17 protein-coding genes are annotated in these 18,949 nt (G+C 51.9%); 11 read left to right on the plus strand and 6 right to left on the minus strand.

Features of this window, described 5'->3' with window-relative positions; genetic code table 11:
* The 4 genes from BM231_RS13770 to ctrA form a co-directional block, all read right to left on the minus strand.
* Complete coding sequence (locus BM231_RS13770; RefSeq protein ID WP_093520273.1) at positions 1-846, minus strand: DMT family transporter; 846 nt, start codon at positions 844-846, stop codon at positions 1-3.
* A 110-nt stretch (positions 847-956) separates the two neighbouring features.
* The gene (locus tag BM231_RS13775; RefSeq protein ID WP_093520275.1) at positions 957-1,433 is read right to left on the minus strand and encodes an SAM-dependent methyltransferase; all 477 of its coding nucleotides are present in this window, start codon (positions 1,431-1,433) and stop codon (positions 957-959) included.
* Positions 1,434-1,585: 152 nt separating this feature from the next.
* Positions 1,586-2,320, minus strand: a complete 735-nt coding sequence (locus tag BM231_RS13780) for a class I SAM-dependent methyltransferase (RefSeq protein ID WP_159437966.1) — start codon at positions 2,318-2,320, stop codon at positions 1,586-1,588.
* 146 nt (positions 2,321-2,466) lie between these two features.
* Complete coding sequence (gene ctrA / locus BM231_RS13785) at positions 2,467-3,156, minus strand: response regulator transcription factor CtrA (protein WP_093186406.1); 690 nt, start codon at positions 3,154-3,156, stop codon at positions 2,467-2,469.
* Between the two features lie 373 nt (positions 3,157-3,529).
* Here ctrA and fliI point away from each other — a divergent pair, with 373 nt between their 5' ends.
* The 9 genes from fliI (at position 3,530) to BM231_RS13830 (ending at position 15,370) form a co-directional block, all read left to right on the plus strand.
* Positions 3,530-4,855: a flagellar protein export ATPase FliI gene (gene fliI, locus BM231_RS13790; RefSeq protein WP_093520277.1), complete on the plus strand. Its 1,326-nt coding sequence runs from the start codon at positions 3,530-3,532 to the stop codon at positions 4,853-4,855.
* 30 nt (positions 4,856-4,885) lie between these two features.
* The gene (gene fliJ / locus BM231_RS13795; protein ID WP_093520193.1) at positions 4,886-5,293 is read left to right on the plus strand and encodes a flagellar export protein FliJ; all 408 of its coding nucleotides are present in this window, start codon (positions 4,886-4,888) and stop codon (positions 5,291-5,293) included.
* A gap of 237 nt (positions 5,294-5,530) precedes the next feature.
* Positions 5,531-5,971, plus strand: a complete 441-nt coding sequence (locus tag BM231_RS13800) for a paraquat-inducible protein A (RefSeq protein WP_063312733.1) — start codon at positions 5,531-5,533, stop codon at positions 5,969-5,971.
* A gap of 138 nt (positions 5,972-6,109) precedes the next feature.
* On the plus strand, positions 6,110-8,374 hold the full coding sequence (locus BM231_RS13805) for a mechanosensitive ion channel domain-containing protein (protein ID WP_093520195.1): 2,265 nt from the start codon (positions 6,110-6,112) through the stop codon (positions 8,372-8,374).
* Between the two features lie 307 nt (positions 8,375-8,681).
* On the plus strand, positions 8,682-10,205 hold the full coding sequence (gene glpD / locus BM231_RS13810; protein ID WP_093520279.1) for a glycerol-3-phosphate dehydrogenase: 1,524 nt from the start codon (positions 8,682-8,684) through the stop codon (positions 10,203-10,205).
* A gap of 210 nt (positions 10,206-10,415) precedes the next feature.
* Positions 10,416-11,915, plus strand: a complete 1,500-nt coding sequence (glpK, locus tag BM231_RS13815) for a glycerol kinase GlpK (RefSeq protein WP_093520197.1) — start codon at positions 10,416-10,418, stop codon at positions 11,913-11,915.
* 193 nt (positions 11,916-12,108) lie between these two features.
* A complete protein-coding gene (locus tag BM231_RS13820) occupies positions 12,109-13,026 on the plus strand; it encodes a dihydrodipicolinate synthase family protein (RefSeq protein WP_093520199.1) in 918 nt (305 codons plus the stop codon).
* A complete protein-coding gene (locus tag BM231_RS13825) occupies positions 13,008-14,243 on the plus strand; it encodes an NAD(P)/FAD-dependent oxidoreductase (protein ID WP_093520201.1) in 1,236 nt (411 codons plus the stop codon). The genes BM231_RS13820 and BM231_RS13825 overlap by 19 nt, the downstream gene beginning before the upstream one ends.
* Before the next feature lie 86 nt (positions 14,244-14,329).
* Complete coding sequence (locus BM231_RS13830) at positions 14,330-15,370, plus strand: 4-hydroxyproline epimerase (RefSeq protein WP_093520203.1); 1,041 nt, start codon at positions 14,330-14,332, stop codon at positions 15,368-15,370.
* Positions 15,371-15,438: 68 nt separating this feature from the next.
* On the opposite strand, the gene BM231_RS13835 is transcribed toward BM231_RS13830, so the two are convergent.
* On the minus strand, positions 15,439-16,353 hold the full coding sequence (locus BM231_RS13835; protein WP_208860354.1) for a LysR family transcriptional regulator: 915 nt from the start codon (positions 16,351-16,353) through the stop codon (positions 15,439-15,441).
* A gap of 122 nt (positions 16,354-16,475) precedes the next feature.
* Between BM231_RS13835 and BM231_RS13840 the strand changes: the two genes are divergently transcribed.
* Both BM231_RS13840 and BM231_RS13845 read left to right on the plus strand, forming a co-directional pair.
* Entirely contained in the window at positions 16,476-17,399 is a 924-nt protein-coding gene (locus BM231_RS13840; protein WP_093520207.1) for an SDR family NAD(P)-dependent oxidoreductase, read from the plus strand.
* 30 nt (positions 17,400-17,429) lie between these two features.
* A complete protein-coding gene (locus BM231_RS13845; RefSeq protein ID WP_063312725.1) occupies positions 17,430-17,801 on the plus strand; it encodes a DUF4345 family protein in 372 nt (123 codons plus the stop codon).
* A gap of 90 nt (positions 17,802-17,891) precedes the next feature.
* Here the strand turns inward: BM231_RS13845 and BM231_RS13850 are convergent, their stop codons facing one another.
* Positions 17,892-18,593 carry a DUF4336 domain-containing protein gene (locus BM231_RS13850; protein WP_167550302.1) on the minus strand — a complete coding sequence of 234 codons (702 nt, stop codon included), beginning with the start codon at positions 18,591-18,593 and terminating at the stop codon, positions 17,892-17,894.
* Positions 18,594-18,949 lie beyond the last annotated feature (356 nt).

An 18,949-nucleotide genomic window follows, 5' to 3' on the forward strand; every position in this document is an offset into this window, starting at 1 on the left:
TCAGGGTGTGTTGGGTTTTCTCCGATAGGCGGAAATCCCAACACCGCAGAGCACCAATGTGGTCGCGATGATGAAGCGGCTATCAATGACCTCTGCCAGGAATACAATTCCACCGGCTGTTGCGATGATTGGTACGGTGAGCTGAGCAACTGCTGCGGTGCTTGTTTGTAACTGCGGAATGATTGCGTACCAGAGAGCATAGCCAAGTCCGGAGGTTATGGCACCGGAGATGATGGCGAGGAGAACGCCTGAAGCTGTGATTGTGGTTGTGTCCGGAAACAGAAGTAGCGCCAATGAGATGATTGGCACACCGTAGAGAAAGTTCATTCCTGTGTCTTTGAGCGGGTTTGCTGCGCCTCTACCGATGATGGAATAAATCCCCCAGCCGATGGCGGCAATTGTCATCAATCCTGCTCTAAGCGGGTCTATGCCTGTGTTTGAAGGAGAGAGAAGGTAAATGAGGCCGGAAAAGGCGAGCGCTGCGCCGATCCATTTTTGGAGTGTGAGGTTTTCGCGCTGAATGAATGCACCGATGAACATGGTGATTTGCACGGCTCCGAAGAGCAAAAGCGCACCGAAGCCAGCATCAAGGGAGATGTAAGCGTGCGAGAAGCCAAGAATGTAGGCACACAGCGCAAGGACTGCTGTGACGTTGGGCTTTGAGAGTGAGGGTTTATTGCCGCCCCGAAAGAAGATGAGTGCCAGAAGCATGAGTGCGCCAGCAGTAACGCGAATGCTGGCAAATGCAGATGGCCCAATCTCTCCGTCTGCCAGAGCAAGACGGTTCAGAACTGAGTTGGCGGCAAATGCGACCATGACAATAGATGTAAGAATAAAAAGCCTCATGGCCGCACCATGGCAACAAAGACCCATGATGGGCAATACACTTAGGCGTTATTGAAGGTGTTTTACCTGTTAGCCTCTGTACTGAGTGCAGAGGCTAACGGTTGGCTTTGCTATGTGAACTCAGCTGTCCAGTTGAAGTCGGCTGAAGCTTCATAGGATTGAGGCCAGTGTTTGCACCAGTCTGGTCCGTTGCTTTGTTCGACTTTGTCTGAAGCAGGGAAGTAGGGCTTTATGTCCAACAGCGGTGTCCCGGGTTCTGCGTCAATGTAAGGGATGGTGATGAGACCACTTTGCTCATCCACGTTCAGAAGTGAAACCAATGAGAGGCCGATTGGGTTCGGACGGGCAGGGGACCTTGAGGCAAACGTGCCGATCTCATTATTTGCTTTGGCATATGGAGCTGGGAACTGCAGAGTGCTCCGGTCTTGCTCTGTTACTGCCTGATCTGCCCACCACAGGATGAGTGCGTGGCTGAAATCTGACAGGTGCAGGAGGGCTGGCGTGTACTCTGGGTGGATATTGAGTTGGAACCGTCCGTTGGCTGCTGTGATGGTCCCGATAGATCTCAGGTCTGCAAGAGATTGCATCTTCGTATCCTCGTGTGTTTCGGAAGTCATCAAGCTTGATGAACCGACCTTCCGCTTACTTTCATGAAAGTGCAAGCTTTGGCGACTTTGAGGATGAAGTTCTTTTGAATTCAGATGGTTATATCAGAATCAGAAGTATGTCTTCTTTCGGGTTAATGCGGGAGTTTCGGTTTTATGCCGAGTACCTTGCGGATCCTGTTTTTGATTTGCTTTGATCTGAGTTTTGTTACGCGGCCTCTTAGGTCTGCGACGGTATTCTCGTAAAGATCGGGGTGGATGATATCTAGCGGGAACGGGGAAATTGGCTGTGCGGCTGTTTGATTTGTTTTGGAATACAGCAGGATGTTCTGCTTATACCAGACGCTAACATTAGGATTGTTCCATATCGCAGGTCTGACAATATCTATCGGGAAGAACCCTTTCTCTTCCATAAGTTTTGCCCAATAACTTTGCCGTTGCTCGTTGATATGGTGGGTACCGCCTTGTTCTGGGACTGCAACTGAGAGCAAGATATTATCGGCGCTTTCAGTCATTTTTTCCAAGATTGTATGGGCTGCAGAACTTGATAGATGTTCGAGCACTTCAAGACTCATGGCCAAGTCGAAGTGCCTCCCGGTTTGAATGCTTTCCGGCTTTTCCAGATCAACCTGCTCAAAATCCTCTGCCGGAATGCGAAGGGACGGTTGAGGCACCCATGCACCGTCGAGCCCGAGGATTTCTTTTGCGCCAAGTTGTGTTGCTGTCAGAAGCCAGCTGCCAGTACCGCATCCAAAATCTATCACGCTCTCAGGTGACAGATGTTGAAAAATGATGGGAAGGACTTCTTTGGCTGATGCGAGCGAGCCATCCTGCTGGTTGTCATAGAATCCTTCGTCATATGGCTGCATCTGGCTTGTTCCTTGAAACATTGGAGGTGTTGCCGATGCATAATGCGAAGGGGAGCACATATAAAAAACCCCCTTACAATCAGGGTTGTAAGGGGGGTTCTACTGAAACTCTTTGAAAGTCAGCTGATAAAGCGTGGTGGTGCTTATTAAGCTGCTTTCTCTTCTGGTTCGCGCAGAACGTATCCGCGGCCCCATACTGTTTCGATGTAGTTTTTGCCAGCTGTTGCTGAAGCGAGCTTCTTGCGCAGCTTACAAATAAACACATCGATAATTTTGAGCTCTGGTTCGTCCATGCCACCGTAGAGGTGGTTGAGGAACATTTCCTTGGTGAGGGTTGTGCCCTTACGGAGGGAAAGAAGCTCTAGCATCTGATATTCTTTACCAGTCAGATGTACGCGCTGACCACCAACTTCGACAGTTTTGGTGTCGAGGTTAACAGTGAGGTCGCCGGTAACAATAACAGACTGGGCATGACCTTTAGAACGACGCACAATTGCATGAATACGTGCAATCAGCTCGTCCTTGTGGAATGGCTTCGTCATATAATCGTCAGCACCGAACCCAAGGCCACGGACCTTGTCTTCAATGCCAGCCAAACCGGACAGAATAAGAATAGGTGTCTTTACCTTGGATACTCGCAGTGTGCGCAGTACCTCATAACCGGACATGTCCGGCAGGTTCAGATCCAGCATGATAATATCATAATCATACAGTTTGCCGAGGTCGATGCCTTCTTCGCCGAGATCTGTCGTGTAGACATTAAAGTTCTCGGATTTGAGCATCAGTTCAATGCTTTGTGCAGTAGCACTATCGTCCTCGATCAACAATACACGCATGTTAATCCCCTCGTGTTGCCTTTCCTGGGCAGTCGCGCCGGCCCAAAAACACAAACCGTTGCGAAGGAATACTATAAACCCGACTCAATTGAATGAGTTTATGGTTAACAGAACTCGAATCGCTACCGCAAGCGTTTTACTCTCACGTAGAACAGTTCTCTGGGTACAACCTAGAATTCAAGGGTGTAACCTTTCCTGTTCATCAATTTGAGACCGGTTGGCTTTCAATCGAATCAAGTGCTACTGAAAGCCATGTTTAGACGCTTCGTTTCCTTGAAAGGGCTATACGCCATTCAAAGTCTCCCCAATAACATTAAGCAGAAGCGTAAACGATCGGTTACCAACGACGAAAATGATTAATAGGGAATCTGTTTTGGACTCGCTTTTTGCAGAAATCGAATCATGCCTCCCAACCGAAATTTATGGGAGAGTAGAAGCAGTTAAGGGACTTCTGATTGAAGTTGCAGGGCCTGTTTACGCCATGAGCGTCGGTGCGCGTCTACTAATAGAAATAGGGGAGAACGCAGCGTCAATTCAAGCTGAAGTCGTCGGATTTCGAGACGGAAGAGCGCTTTGTATGCCATTTGGCGAGCTCGATGGTGTGCGTCATGGTAGCAAGGCGAAGCTGATTTCACGCGAGAGTATTGTTCATCCATCGAGTGCCTGGCTGGGGCGTGTTGTTAACGCTTTAGGCGAGCCGATTGATGGAAAAGGACCTCTTCCATTCGGTTCGATCCCGAGAAAATTGCGTGATTCACCACCTCCGGCTGCAGAACGAGCCCGTGTTGGGAGCCCGATCGACCTGGGTGTCAGATCCCTTAATAGTTTTGTAACGTGTTGTCAGGGGCAACGCCTCGGTATTTTTGCCGGGTCTGGTGTGGGTAAATCGGTCCTTATGTCCATGCTGGCGCGGAATGCGGAAACAGAAGTGTCTGTCATTGGTCTTATTGGTGAACGTGGACGTGAGGTTCAGGAATTCATCGAGGATGATCTGGGCGAGGAGGGGCTGGCGAAATCTGTTGTTGTTGTCGCGACCTCGGATGAAAGCGTTTTGATGCGCCGGGAAGCGGCTTATCTCACTCTTACTCTCTCTGAATATTTCCGTGATGAGGGTAAGAACGTTCTTTGTATGATGGACTCGGTTACCCGTTTTGCCATGGCGCAGCGTGAGATTGGTCTTTCTGTTGGTGAGCCGCCGACATCTAAAGGGTATACGCCAACCGTCTTTACTGAACTGCCGAAATTGCTGGAGCGGGCCGGGCCAGGTGCTGTTGGTAAAGGCTCTGTGACAGCACTCTTTACTGTGCTGGTAGAGGGCGACAATCACAATGAGCCTGTGGCCGATGCTGTGCGCGGTATTCTGGATGGGCACATTGTTATGGAGCGCGGGATTGCAGAGCGTGGTCGCTACCCGGCTATTAACGTGCTAAAATCTGTCAGTCGAACCATGCCGCGTTGTGTGCCTGAAGAAGCCTTACCGATTCTCCGGCGTGCCAAGCAGCTGATGTCTGCTTATGCGGATATGGAAGAACTGATCCGTCTGGGTGCCTATAAAGAAGGTGCAGACCCCCTTGTTGATGAGGCAATTGCCAAAAATGACGCTCTGGAAGCGTATTTGGGGCAAATGAAGGGGGAAAAAACTACAATTGAAGAGGGATATTTCCAGCTTGCTCATCTTTTGGAAATGACTCAGGCGTAAGCTCACTCTCCGGTAAAGGGAGTATTGCGTATGAAGAATCGTGAAGGCCTTTTGAAGCTTAAGAAGTTCAATGTTGATGAGAAGCGCCGTCAGGTGACTCAGATTGAAACGATGTTGAGTGATTTTGATCGAATGGCTGAAGATCTGGAGAACCAGATTGTTCAGGAGCAGAAGCGTGTTGGCATTGATGATGTCAGCCATTTTGCGTATCCGACTTTCGCTCGCGCGGCAGCACAGCGCCGAGATAACCTGAAGCACTCGACTGAAGAGTTGAAGTCTCAGCTTGAGAAAGCACAGGATGAGCTGACTGATGCTGTTTCCGAATTGAAAAAGATCGAGTTGATGGATGAGCGCGACCAGATACGTCAGCGTGCTGCCATGGATGCGATTGAGCAAGACGGAATGGACGACATTGCGGGGCGGATGGCACGTCGCTAATTCTCCTTGAGGTTAGGAGTGTCTCTTGTTCTTTGCTAGAATGGCCTGATGCTCTGATAACCCGAACTGGTCTTAACCTCTTCATTATCCTTTATTGATCGCACTGCGCCTGTTCGCGGTGCGATACCTCGTGGTTGCTTTCATTTCACCAATGTTTATTTATAGGCTGTCGCGTCAGGGTCTCGTGCTGGGATCAGAGCAGTGTCCAATTTTCGGAAAGACGCTTCAGGAGCCTTAATGCCTGTTTTACTTGGATTTTTAATCCCAATTGCCGCGTTTTCGTTTGGTCTGGGTCTGACATTGCCGTTGTTGAGTATGGAGCGTCTCTATTTTCTGGAGGATACGCCGAGCCTGTTGCAGGTGATTGGCGGGCTCTATGACGAAGGTGAGGTTTCAATCGCCGGGCTTGTGTTTTTGTTTTCTGTCTTTCTACCTGCTCTGAAAATTCTCGTCCTTGGTATTTCCGCATTGCATCGGTCAACCAGCAAGTGGCTGCGGGCGCTCAGCTATCTTGGGAAGTGGTCCATGATGGATGTGATGCTGGTGGCCTTGGTGATTTTTGCAGCCAAGACAAGCGGCCTTGCCAGCGCTCAGGTTTTGCCGGGGCTGTGGTTTTATGCAGCCGCGACGCTTTCAACGGCAGTTGCTGCATTTATGGTTGGGCGGGTTGCCAGATAGCCTCTGCATGCTTTCATCTGTCAAAAACTCTGATTGCGCAGGGTTATTTTGTCGGTTTGTCTTCACTGGATCTTCTCGTTTATGGTGTAAAGCAGTAATGTTCGCTTGAATTTTGCTCGTTTTCATTCTGGGTGATCCATGTTTTTCCGGTTTCTTATTGCGGCATTCGCTGCGGCCTTTCTCAGTTTTGCCAGTACTGCGCAGGCTCAAACCTCTTCTTCCGCTGCTGAGGGTGGGGCTGATGTGCAGCAGGCCAAACAAGCCCTGATAAAGGTGCTTGAAGACCCGAAAGGGCGTGAGGCTCTTATCAAAATTCTGCAGGAGCAGCAGGCGAACGGGGCCTCTGGTTCGGGTGCATCTTCCAACCCGGCTGCGAAGGCAACGATTGCCGCGCAGATCGGGACTTATGTGCAGGATGGAGTTTCAAGCTTTTACGATTTTGGCACGCTCATCATTTCAGGATTGTCTGGTTATGAGGACTTGCTGGATGGCCAGTCCAACGTGGACCATTCGCGATTGTGGGATGGGATTTTCAGTATCATCCGCGTGCTGTTGCCTGCGTATCTCGTCCTGATTATTTTGCATAAGGCATCAACGGCTTACATGCGCCGGCATGAGAAGGGGCCTAATCATCATTCCCTGTTCTTCCGTGTTGGATTGTTGGCGGTCACGTCTGTGTTTGATGCTGCCTTTGTGGGTATTGCGTCTGGTGTCGGCTATTTATCGGCCTACATCTTTTCGACGGATCCAGCGGTGCAGAGCATCAACAATGTTGAGCTGTTTGCCATCAATGCGTTCTTCCTGATTGAAATGTCGCGTGTTGTGATCCGGTTTGTGTTTGCACCGCACAGGCCTTCCTTCCGTCTGTTGCCATTCTCAGATCCGGAGGCTGTTTTTTGGGCCCGACATCTGATCCTGATTGTCGGCATCCTTGGGTTTGGTGTTCGTTTGGCTGTGCCTATGGTTGGGGTGAACTTCTCTGCACAGCTAGCGGGCAGTGTGCGTGTCACTGTTGTGTTGATCTGCCTTGTCTATCTAGTGACGATCATTCTTCGCTCCCGCTTGCGGGTCAGGGATGCAATCAGCAGGTATGCCGAGAGCTTCACCGGAGCCAATTTCTCCGTTCAGCTCTTTAAGGGACTGGGCTTCGTTTGGCATTTGCTGGCGCTGCTTTATGTCTTCGCGATCATGGTTGCGTGGCTGCGGACGCCGCTTGATGCAATCAATTATATTGCCCGAACCAGCGCGATGTCCCTGCTTGTCATCTTCATCGGGCTCGGCATCATGATGTTGCTGACGCGGGTGATCCGCAAAGGGATCGACCTTCATGATGCGCTGGACCATGTGCTACCGACGTTTGAGGACAGGCTGAATTCCTTCTTGCCGACTGTTTGCATGGTACTGCGGGTTATTGTTGGTTTGTGCGTGGTTGTTGGTGTTCTGGAAGTCTGGGGCGTTGGCAACTTCTGGCAATGGATCTGGACGGGAGATGGGATCACCTTTGCAAACTCTATGATGTCTGCGGTGATTGTTATCCTTATCGGCTTTGCTCTTTGGCTGACGATTATGTCCTGGATTGACTTGCGCATTCTGGAGAGGGAAGGGAAGACTGTCTCCAGTCGTACCAAGACGCTATTTCAGCTGTTCAGCAATGCGCTTTCTATCCTGATGATCGTGATGTTTACACTTCTGGCACTGTCTGAACTTGGTATTCAGATTGCTCCGTTAATTGCTGGTGCTGGGGTTGTCGGTCTGGCGGTTTCATTCGGTTCGCAAAAACTGGTGCAGGACGTGATTACAGGTGCCTTCATTCAGCTAGAGAATGCCATGAACGAGGGGGACTTCGTTGAAGTTGGCGGGATTTCCGGGACCGTTGAACGTTTGAGCATTCGCAGTGTCAGGCTGCGTGATCTCAATGGCACGTCACACATCATTCCGTTTTCTTCTGTGACGAGTGTGTCTAACTCTACCCGCGACTTTGCCTATGCGGTTTCGGTTATGGGCGTTGGGTATGACACTGATATTGAAGTGGCCAAAGAAGCCATGCAGGAAGCTTTCCGCCGGTTGGAAGAAACGCCGCACAATGTTGCGATCCTTGGTGAGCTGGAAATGCATGGCGTGACTGCGTTTGGTGACTCTGCCATCAATATTCGGGCGCGTATCAAGACCTTGCCGGGCAGCCAGTGGGCAATCGGGCGAGCGTACAATGAGTATCTGAAGGTCGTGTTTGATGAGCGTGGTATTGATATTCCATTCCCGCAAGTGACCTACCATGTGGCAGGGGACAGCAAGCCGGAGGATGTGCCTCAGGTTGAGCAGAAAGCTGCGCCGGCCAAAGGTCGTGGCTCCAAGGCTGCAGGCAACGAAGGGGACAATACCTCGGAAGAGGATGGCCAGAGCTGATGTGACCTGAACTGAATCAGATACCGAAACAAGGCAGTTTCGGTTTCATATGAAAAAGGCGCGTTCGTTTTGATTACGAACGCGCCTTTTTGCTGTTGCCCAATGTTAAACAAATTGACGAGAGAAATAAGCCAAACAAGCGTTTTTTTCTCTTGCTTGTGGGAGTTTCGTTTTAATACATATATATGATAATAGGTTTCGTTGACTTTCGAAAATATTCGAATAGGTTCGGCGTAATGAATATGCGTGCTTTCACGGATTCACTGGCGAGAACCGTGACATTGAGGGGCCAGTCATGAGCAAGACCATGAGTAAGAGCTATGATCTATTTGTCATAGGGGGCGGGATCAACGGCTGCGGCATTGCTCGTGATGCTGCCGGACGAGGACTTTCAGTTTTTCTGGCGGAAAAGACTGATTTTGCAAGCGCGACCTCTTCGGCCTCTACAAAACTGATCCATGGCGGATTGCGGTATCTGGAATATTATGAGTTCCGTCTTGTTCGTGAAGCTTTGAAGGAACGCGAAGTTCTTTTGAACATGGCACCGCATATCATCTGGCCACTTCGCTTTATTCTTCCGCACCACAAGGGCCTGCGTCCGGCCTGGTTCCTACGCCTTGGCCTGTTCATGTATGACCATCTGGGTGGTCGTAAACTGTTGCCGGCAACAAAGACTGTGCCGCTCGACAGCGCTCCGTTCAATGATGGCCTGAAGTCTCTTTTCACGCGCGGTTTCGAATATTCCGATTGCTGGGTGAATGATGCGCGTCTGGTTGTTTTGAATGCGCGTGATGCTGCTGCGCGCGGTGCCGAGATCCGCCGTAACACTGAGGTTGTGCGGGCCTCTCGCAATGGGACTGGCTGGGACGTTGAAATTCGCGATAGTGAAAGTGGCAAGACTGAGCTCATTCATGCGAAAGCACTGGTGAATGCGGCTGGGCCTTGGGTATCCAACGTTCTGAAAGGTGCAATTGGCCTGAACAGTCAGGCGAATGTGCGTCTTGTGAAGGGCAGCCACATTATCGTGCCGAAGATGTTTGGTCATGATCGCAGCTTCATTTTCCAGAATGCAGATGGCCGTATCGTCTTTGCAATCCCGTATGAAGATGACTTCACGCTGATTGGGACTACTGACGTCGACTATCAGGGTGATCCATCTGGTGTTGCGTGCTCTGACGATGAAGTTGCGTATCTGTGCAGCGCGGTGAGTGAGTACTTCTCTAAAGAAGTGACCCCGGACATGGTTGTGCGAACCTATTCCGGTGTGCGTCCTCTTTATGATGATGGTGCGAGCGAAGCCCGTGCTGCGACACGTGACTACGTTCTTGAGATGGACGAAGGTGAGAGCAAGGCGCCGCTGCTGAGCGTGTTTGGTGGCAAGATCACCACATATCGTCGTCTGGCAGAGCATGCGTTGGAGAAGCTGGCGGATTATCTGCCTCAAGCTGCCAAGAAGAACAGCTGGACCAAAGACAGTGTTTTGCCGGGTGGTGACTTTGAGCCGGGTGACTTTGGTGCGAAGGTTGCCTCTTTGAAATCAGCTTATCCGTTCCTTGAACATGATCATGCCTATCGCCTAGTGCGGTCCTATGGCTCTGATGCCATGAAGATCCTCGGGTATGCGAAAACCACTGCTGAGCTGGGCGCACATATCGGTGGTGACCTTTATGGCTGTGAGGTCAATTGGCTGATTGAGCAGGAGTGGGCTGTGACTGCGGAAGACATTTTGTGGCGGCGTTCCAAGCTGGGATTGCATCTGCCGAAGGAAGCTGCAGGTGTGTTGGAGCATTACCTTGCCAGCTACTTTGAAGCCAACCGCATGGCTGGTTAAGTTTCAGGCTCTGTTTTTCCTAGTGAAAGGCAGAGCCTGTTTTATGTCATGGCGCCTTGTATGGGATGGTATACACAAAGGCTGGCCAATACCTTTGTATTTTGGCACGTGACATTCTACGTTCATCATCGGATTGTTTCAGCGCCTTAGAAAACAAACTGGCGCCAAATTGGATTTTCGAAGAGGGGACCCCTCTTCCGGGAGGAATAAATGACAGGGTGGGTGCTCTCCATTGATCAGGGGACGACGTCAACACGTGCGATCGTTTTCAATGACAGTTTTGAAAGTGTGGGTGTCGGGCAACGCGAGTTTCCGCAGCATTTTCCGCATGAAGGCTGGGTAGAGCACGATCCTGAGGACCTCTGGACTACGACTGTTGAAACATGCCGTGAGGCTTTGTCCGGTGCTGACCTTGCTGCTGGGCAGATTATCGGCGTGGGCATTACCAACCAGCGTGAGACAACGCTGATCTGGGATCGCGTAACTGGTGAGCCGGTTTATAACGCGATTGTCTGGCAGGACCGGCGAACTTCTGCCTTCTGCAGCACTTTGAAAGCGGCGGGTCATGAAGAGCTGTTTACCAGCAAGACTGGTCTGCTGCTTGATCCTTATTTCTCCGGCACCAAGGTTGCCTGGATTCTGGACAATGTTGAGGGCGTGCGTGCACGGGCAGAAGCTGGGGAACTGGCGTTTGGTACCGTTGATACCTGGCTGATCTGGCGTTTGACTGGTGGCAAGTCCCATGTGACTGATGCGACCAACGCTTCACGTACTCTTCTCTATAACATCGGCGAAAACCGTTGGGATGCCGAGCTGCTGGCTCTGCTGAACATCCCGAAGAGCCTGCTGCCGGACGTGAAAGATTGTGCGGATGACTTCGGCACAATCACAGCTGATCTGTTTGGTGCCGAGTTGCCGATTTATGGCGTGGCTGGCGACCAGCAAGCGGCAACGGTTGGGCAGGCATGCTTTAAGCAGGGCATGGTGAAGTCCACCTATGGCACTGGTTGCTTTGCATTGCTGAACACCGGTGAAGAGCTGGTTTATTCCAAGAACCGGTTGCTCTCCACAATCGCGTATCGCATCAACGGCAAAACGACTTATGCGCTGGAAGGTTCCATCTTTATTGCTGGGGCTGCTGTGCAGTGGCTGCGTGATGGGCTGAAGATCATCGAGACCGCTGCGCAGACGCAGTTGATGGCTGAGAATGCTGATCCGGAAAGCCATGTCTATCTGGTTCCGGCGTTTGTTGGTCTGGGTGCGCCATACTGGGACCCAGAGGCACGTGCGGCGATTTTCGGCATGACCCGTTCCACCGGTCAGGACGAGATTGCACGGGCGGCACTGGAAAGTGTTGGCTACCAGACTGTTGATCTGATCAACTCCAAGTCTTCTGACATGGGCTCTCCGCTGAATGGTGATACCGTGCTGCGCGTTGATGGCGGCATGGTTGCCTCTGACTGGACCATGCAGTTTCTTGCGGACATTCTTGGCCGTCCGGTGGATCGCCCGGTTGTTCAGGAAACCACCGCGCTTGGTGTTGCGTGGCTTGCGGGTATGAAGGCGGGTGTTTGGCCGAGCATGGAGGAATTCTCCAAGCGCTGGCATCTGGACCGTCGTTTTGAGCCGAACATGGATGCGGCTGAACGTGAGAAGCGACTCTCTGGTTGGCATGATGCTGTTTCTCGGACCCGTTCTCAGGCCTCCTGAACTTCGTGAAATTGAGCTGCGGGAGGTGTCGGATTGCCGGTTACACACTTTCCGCAGCGTTATTAACTTGCTGAATTTATTGCTTTTCCACTGTGACTCTGGATTAATTTGTTTTCAGATATATCACAGTATTGACCTTTGAGGGTTTGGGGGTCATATTGCCTGTAATATATCACAGGTGAGGATAATCAAAATGTGGACTGGTGTTTACCCGGCTGTCACAACAAAGTTTACAGAGAACGATGAGCTTGATTTTGTAGAGATGGAGCGTTGCTTCCAGCTGCAGATGGACGCCGGCTGCGATGGCATTATTGTTTGTGGTTCTCTTGGCGAAGCGATGGCGCTGGAGCCAGAAGAGAAAATCGAAATTCTCAAGCTTGCCAAAAAGGTTTGTGGGTCCAAGCACGTCATCATGACTGTGTGCGAGAGCTCTACGCGCCGCGCGAAGAAAGCGGCAGCGGATGCTGCAGCTGCTGGTGCAAATGGTCTGATGGTTCTGCCGGGCGTGCCCTACCGCTCTGCTCCGCATGAGACTGTGGCTCACATCAAGGCAGTTGCTAAAGCTGGTGGCGTTCCGGTGATGGTTTACAACAACCCGGTTGCTTACGGTGTTGATGTGACGTTGGACATGTTCGCTGAGCTGGCAGACGAGCCGCTTATTGTTGCGATGAAAGAGTCCACCGATGACATTCGCCGTGCAACAGAAGTGATCAACCGCTTTGGCGATCGTTTCAAGGTGCTGACAGGTGTTGATAACCTTGCGCTTGAGAGCCTGATGATGGGTGTTGATGGTTGGGTTGCTGGTCTTGTTGTTGCCTTCCCGCGTGAAACTGTTGCGATCTACAAGCTAGCAAAAGCTGGGCGTTATCAGGAAGCGCTTGAGATCTACCGTTGGTTCCGCCCGTTGCTGGACTTGGATGTCTCCACCAATCTAGTCCAAAATATCAAGTTGGCAGAGATGGTTGCGATCGGTTCTAATGACCGTGTCCGTGCGCCGCGTCTGGCATTGTCCGGTGCTGAGCGTGCACGCGTCATCAAGGTGGTGGAAGATGCTATTGCATGCCGCCCGGAACTGCCGGAGCTTAAAGAGCTATGCGACACATCCATGTAATCGGAGCCGGGGTTGTTGGATTGGCAACAGCCCTGCGCCTTCAGCAAGGAGGCCATAAGGTTGCTCTGATTGACCGCAATGGTCCGGGTGAAATGGCCAGCCGTGGCAACGCGGCTGGCATTGCATGGACCGATGTTGCGCCTTTGGCATCCAAGGGCATTTGGCGGAAAATACCCGGCTGGTTGCTAGACCCGCTGGGGCCACTTTCTGTGCGCCCTGCTTATGCACTCAAGATCCTGCCATGGATGCTGCGGTTCTCGCGGGCATCGCTTCCCGATAAACTGAAAAACAGCGTTCTCGGCAAAGCTGCGATCAATAAAGCCTCTCTTCCTGCATGGGAGCGGCTGTGGCAGGCTTCTGGTACACGGCATCATGTGTTCATGAAAGGCTGCCTAGAGGTTTACACCGAGCAGAGCCAGATTGAGGGTGTTCGCAGCGAGTGGCAGAAGCAACGGGATCACGGCATTGAGGTTCAGGAACTCACTGGAGATGAGATCCGCGAGTTGGAGCCTGATTTTTCTGAGCATGTTGTTGGGGGGGCGCTTGTTCCAGGGTGGATGACGGTGGATGATCCGCATGCCTTGTGCCTGAGCCTTGCGCAAGAGTTTGAGCGCAACGGTGGCAAGATCCTCAAGTCCTCGGTTTCCCATGTTCAGCCGCAGGGCGATCACATTGTTCTGCATCGCGAAGGTGAGGAGCAAATCCTGAGTGATCATGTGGTGATTGCCTGTGGCGCATGGTCCAAGACGTTGGCAGCTCAGTTGGGAGACAAGGTGCCGCTGGAGACGGAGCGTGGATACAACACCACGTTTTCTGAGCCGAATGTTGCTTTGAAGCACGCTGTTATGGTGCCAGGACTTGGCTTTGCGGTGACGCAGCTTTCTCACGGATTGCGGATTGGCGGTGCGGTTGAGTTTGGCGGCTTGGAGATGGAAGCCAACTGGAAGCGGGCTGACGCGATGGCAGAGAAGGCATCTCGTTTGTTACCCGGCTTGAACCGTGAAAATGGCATTCGCTGGATGGGGCATCGGCCTTCTATGCCGGATACGCTGCCAGTGATCGGACATTCGAAACAAAGCGACCGCGTGACTTATGCGTTTGGGCATGGTCATCATGGGCTCACACAAGCAGCCATTACGGCTGAGCTGGTCAGTGACCTGATTTGCGGTGAGACACCAAAAATAGATTGCACACTTTACAGTGCTCAACGATTTTAAGTGCGGTGCTGCCGGGGGAGAAAGAGGGCTCCATCGGTTGACCGCCGGCATTTTGTATTGATGCCATGGAATAAGGGGAGGGGAGCTTGGTCTCCAAGAGTTTTTTCTGTGTTGACGGGCATACCTGCGGTAACCCCGTGCGACTGGTTGCGGGCGGCACGCCAGCTTTACGCGGCAATGATATGCTGGAGCGGCGGGCGGATTTTCTCAAGCGCTATGACTGGATCAGAACCGGATTGATGTTTGAGCCGCGTGGACACGACATGATGTCCGGTTCCATGCTTTTTCCTCCAACTCGGCCTGACTGCGATGTGGCGGTATTGTTTATCGAGACATCTGGCTGTCTGCCCATGTGCGGGCATGGCACCATAGGCACCATTACCATGGCGTTGGAGGAAGGACTTATTGAACCTCGCGAGCCGGGCAAAGTGTATCTGGATACACCAGCTGGTCTTGTGGTGGCTGAGTATTTTGAAAAAGATGGATATGTTGAGAGTGTTCGCCTGACCAACGTGCCAAGTTATTTGGCGGAGACTGGCTTGAGCGTTGATTTGCCTGGAGTGGGTGAGATTAGCGTTGACGTGGCGTATGGTGGCAACTTCTACGCCATTGTTGAGGAACAGGAGAACTTCCCGGGCCTTGAAAATGTGGGTGTCTCACAGTTGCTCGACTGGAGTCCGCGGTTGCGGGCTGCTTTGAATGAGAAGTACTCCGTGACTCATGCCGAAGATGAACGCATCCACGGTATCAGTCACATTCAATGGACCGGCAAACCGACCTCGGATGCTGCTGATCGGCGCAATGCAGTGTTTTATGGCGATAAGGCACTGGACCGCAGCCCATGTGGCACCGGCACCTCCGCTCGGCTAGCACACCTTTACGCCAAAGGCGAGTTGAAGGTGGGCGACATCATGCGCCATGAGTCCATCATCGGCTCTGTGTTTGTTGGCGGTGTGAAGGAAGCAGCGAAAGTGGGCGGGCATGACGGCATCATCCCAACCATCGAAGGCTGGGCTCGCAAAACCGGCTACAATACCCTCTTCCTTGACGATCGTGACCCCTACATGACTGGCTTCCAACTGGCTGCCGACGGTGCGAAGCACTTTCCGGAGAAGGGGACATATTGAGAGTGATTGCGGCTGAAAGGTAAGGGTGAGTTTCTTGTTTTGGCGAGCCACTCCTACCTTTCCGAATCCTAACTGTCAGATTTCGTCCCAGCGACCCAGAATTCGTTGCGGCGGGCGGTGATGCGTTGGGCTATGAAGTCAACGAAGAGGCGGACGCGGGCGGTGTTGCGGAGGTCGCGGTGGAGGAGGAGCCAGATGCTGCGGTATGGCATGGGCTTTTGGAAGGGTGCACGCATGAGCAAGGGATGCCTGTCGCCCAAATTGCAGGCAATATAGGCCATGCCCAAACCTGCGGCGGCCAGAGAAATAAGCGGCACCAGTTCTGAAACCCTGTGCTTTAAGAGCGCTTTTGGGTAGCAGCCACTTTCAATCCACGGAGCGGTTGTCTCACCTTCCGCCTCGTGCCACCCGATGAAACTCAGGCCTTCGCCGCTGTTATCTTTGATCTTTTCAGCGTATTCCCGCGTGCAATACGCTGCTTGTGACATCTGCACAAGCTTTCGGCCCACAACGTCTTGTGTCACTTCATCGGTGATGCGAAAGCCAACGTCTGCTTCTCGTCTGGTCAGATCTGCGACATTGTTTGTGAAGTTCAGGTTCAGTTCGATTTCCGGATACTTATCAGCAAACAAGACCAGATCATCCATGATTGACGTCATGGCCAGACCGTGGGGCATGGTTACGTATATGGTGCCTTGCGGCTCTGCATCTCGTCCAACAATGATGCGCGAGGCCGCTGTCATCTCGTCTTCCACTCGCTCTGCGTAGGGAAGGAGCGCTTCGCCTAGTTCTGTCAAAACAAGTCCCGCCTTGGAGCGGTCAAACAGACGGCTGCCGACCCGTTCTTCCAGAACTTCCAGTCTTCGGGCAAGGGTTGTGTGGTTGACGCGGATCAGGTTTGCACCGCCTCTCAGTGTTCCGCTGCGGGCCACTGCCAGAAAGTACTTCAGGTCATCCCAGTTCAGAGCGTAGTTTTCTTGCATGGTCAGGCCTATATCCGACGGTTCAAATTTGGAACATAGCGTCCATTTTTACCCGTCTACACTTCAAAATTCAACCAGCGTACGTTTCCTTCATCGAACATACTTCAACAGGAAACGCAGCAATGTCTCCGATCAGATCTGTTTTAATTACCGGTGCGAATGCAGGGCTAGGCCGTGAGGCGGCGCGTCAACTTGCAAAGACCAGCAGTATTGAGAAAATTTACCTCGCTTGTCGCAATGAGGCCAAAGCTCGAGCAGCAAAAGCTGCTCTTGAAGTTGAAGCCAAGCGCGAAATTTTCGAAATTATCCTGATGGACGTGATGGATCCTGATTCCGTTCGTCAGGCCATCAGTCAGATGACTACGCCGGTGGATGCTCTCATCCTCAATGCAGGCGGCGTGGGTGGCCGGTCGCCCAATGGCATGACTGCACACGGTGTCACCAACATTTATGCCGTGAACCTGTTGGGTCATGTGGTGTTGGTGGATGAGATGCTGGAGCGTCAGCTGATCACTTCCACCGTGCTTTATGCGGGCTCTGAAGCTGCGCGCGGCATACCCAAGATGGGTGTTGCCCGCCCAGTGCTGAAAGAAGCTTCGGTAGATGAGTTTCGAGCCATAGCGGATGGGCGCACATTTACCGAAAAGAGTGATCCAATGGATGCCTATGCGAGCGTGAAGCTTATTGGCGCTCTTTGGATGTCTTCCATGGCTCGTCAGCACCCGCACATTCGTTTTGTAACCATGAGCCCGGGCGGCACCACTGGCACCAACGGGTTTGATGATATGCCCTTCCTTAAGAGGATCTTCTTCAAGCATGTGGGCGGAGTTCTGATGCCTCTGCTGGGCATGATGCATGGCGTTGAAGATGGTGCAAAGCGCTATGTGGACTGCATTTTAGACCCGAAGTTCAAGAGCGGTGTTTTTTACGCCAGTGCTGGTGAAGGTGCTGTCGGTAAGCTGACTGATCAGGCCACTCTTTATTCTGCTTTCAGCAATCACAGTTTTCAGGACAACGCCAATCAGGCTGTCCACCAACTTGTCTAAATCCCAACTCATTTAATCTGGAGAGAACCAATGGAACTTATCTATCAAATTATGGTTGGCGCCCCTACGCTTATGCTTCTCGGCCTGGGCACCGTCTCAATGTTTGCCCCGTCTCGTATGACAAAGAATTTTGCGCTTGAGCCTGTTGGCGTTGCGGGCCTGAGCACCATTCGCTCTGTGATTGGTGGACTGTTTTTATCAAGTGTTGCGCTTTTGATTATTGGGTTTGTGACGGTGCAGCCTCAAGCTTATGTGGCCGTTGCCATTTTGCTGGGTGTTGTTGCGCTGGGCCGTGTGGTTGGCTTGCTGGCAGATGGTTTTGTCAAAGACGTTATCCCTCCGCTTGTTGTTGAGCTTGTTCTTATCGCAGCCTTGCTCGGTGCTTTCTTCCGGCCTTTCTAATAGGGGTGAAGGCTCTTTTGAGATTTGGAATTTTTGGCGGTGGGGAACTTGGTTTCTCCGCCGCTTTGCTTTTTCCAGTGTGTGGAAATGCTAGCGTGAGTTGACCTTCAACCACCGGAAGGCGTGGTCAAGGTAAGCTGCACCGTCATTGGTTACCGGATCACCGTGTGCGATCACGACAGCTTTTGTCGGCCAGCCGAGAACTTTTCTGAGTGCCTTGCGAGCTGCTGCCTTATCGCGGAAGGCGACGCGGAATTTGCGTGGAACACTTGGTGTCGGTTCTGTCATCAAGTCGAGCCGCGCAATGAGGGCACGCCATCCTATGAACCACCCCTTTGGAAATTTTTGCAATAGGTCAGTGAACAGCGTTGTTCTGCTGGCTTTGTGAAAGAACACAACCTCTGTTGTGATGGAGTTGCCTGCTATTACGGACTGGCAAATCTCATCTTGCCAATCTGCCGGGGCTTTGTTGCTTAAGGTTGAGGTGAAAGACAGATCAGGCCTCTTTTCGGCCAGACCAGGCGCTGCATGGAGTTGGGCCTCAGGATAAGCCGTGGCCCAGTCCGTGAGGAAGCTGTCGTGCAGATGATTTGGTGCGATGGTGTGGCGAACGGGGCCGAGAATATCTAGTTGGTTTTTCAGTTCTTCTGACAAGGCTATGGGGGACCAGATAAAGAGCCCGCCATCTTGCAGGCGGATGACTGCCATACGGGTTGAATAATGAAAGCCGAGGGCGGCGGTGATGACTGGTCCATCCACCAGCCAGAACTCCGGAGCGAATGATTGCAGCATGAAGATGACATCCCCAATTGTGGAAGTCAGGCGTGAGGTGCAATGCGCCGTATTGCTATAACACTAAGGCATCCCGCAGCACTGTGAAACCATGTATTCTGCCAAAATGGAGAGAGGGGCTGAGGAGTGCCAACAGCATTTAACGGCTGAATTCTGCCTTTAAGGCCTCTTTTGCGAAATTGAATAAAGTATAGGTGTAATGCCCTATAATATATCCACAGTCACAAATACGCGGTTTGGCAGCAAAACGTTTACTTATAACTCACGATAAACTAAGCGAGGATTTGTAAGGCTTCCTGTCTTATTAGGATTTGTCGCGTATGCCTCGTATACACCGCACGATCACTGACACCAGA

Origin of the sequence: Pseudovibrio ascidiaceicola, from assembly GCF_900114245.1 — a bacterium.
GTDB classification, from domain to species: Bacteria; Pseudomonadota; Alphaproteobacteria; order Rhizobiales; family Stappiaceae; genus Pseudovibrio; species Pseudovibrio ascidiaceicola.

Coding starts and splice junctions, on each gene's coding strand:
- BM231_RS13770 (WP_093520273.1), bottom strand. CDS start 846: ATGAGGCTTTTTATTCTTACATCTATTGTCATGGTCGCATTTGCCGCC.
- BM231_RS13775 (WP_093520275.1), bottom strand. CDS start 1,433: ATGCAATCTCTTGCAGACCTGAGATCTATCGGGACCATCACAGCAGCC.
- BM231_RS13780 (WP_159437966.1), bottom strand. CDS start 2,320: ATGCAGCCATATGACGAAGGATTCTATGACAACCAGCAGGATGGCTCG.
- ctrA (WP_093186406.1), bottom strand. CDS start 3,156: ATGCGTGTATTGTTGATCGAGGACGATAGTGCTACTGCACAAAGCATT.
- fliJ (WP_093520193.1), top strand. CDS start 4,886: ATGAAGAATCGTGAAGGCCTTTTGAAGCTTAAGAAGTTCAATGTTGAT.
- BM231_RS13800 (WP_063312733.1), top strand. CDS start 5,531: ATGCCTGTTTTACTTGGATTTTTAATCCCAATTGCCGCGTTTTCGTTT.
- BM231_RS13805 (WP_093520195.1), top strand. CDS start 6,110: ATGTTTTTCCGGTTTCTTATTGCGGCATTCGCTGCGGCCTTTCTCAGT.
- glpD (WP_093520279.1), top strand. CDS start 8,682: ATGAGTAAGAGCTATGATCTATTTGTCATAGGGGGCGGGATCAACGGC.
- glpK (WP_093520197.1), top strand. CDS start 10,416: ATGACAGGGTGGGTGCTCTCCATTGATCAGGGGACGACGTCAACACGT.
- BM231_RS13820 (WP_093520199.1), top strand. CDS start 12,109: ATGTGGACTGGTGTTTACCCGGCTGTCACAACAAAGTTTACAGAGAAC.
- BM231_RS13825 (WP_093520201.1), top strand. CDS start 13,008: ATGCGACACATCCATGTAATCGGAGCCGGGGTTGTTGGATTGGCAACA.
- BM231_RS13835 (WP_208860354.1), bottom strand. CDS start 16,353: ATGCAAGAAAACTACGCTCTGAACTGGGATGACCTGAAGTACTTTCTG.
- BM231_RS13840 (WP_093520207.1), top strand. CDS start 16,476: ATGTCTCCGATCAGATCTGTTTTAATTACCGGTGCGAATGCAGGGCTA.
- BM231_RS13845 (WP_063312725.1), top strand. CDS start 17,430: ATGGAACTTATCTATCAAATTATGGTTGGCGCCCCTACGCTTATGCTT.
- BM231_RS13850 (WP_167550302.1), bottom strand. CDS start 18,593: ATGCTGCAATCATTCGCTCCGGAGTTCTGGCTGGTGGATGGACCAGTC.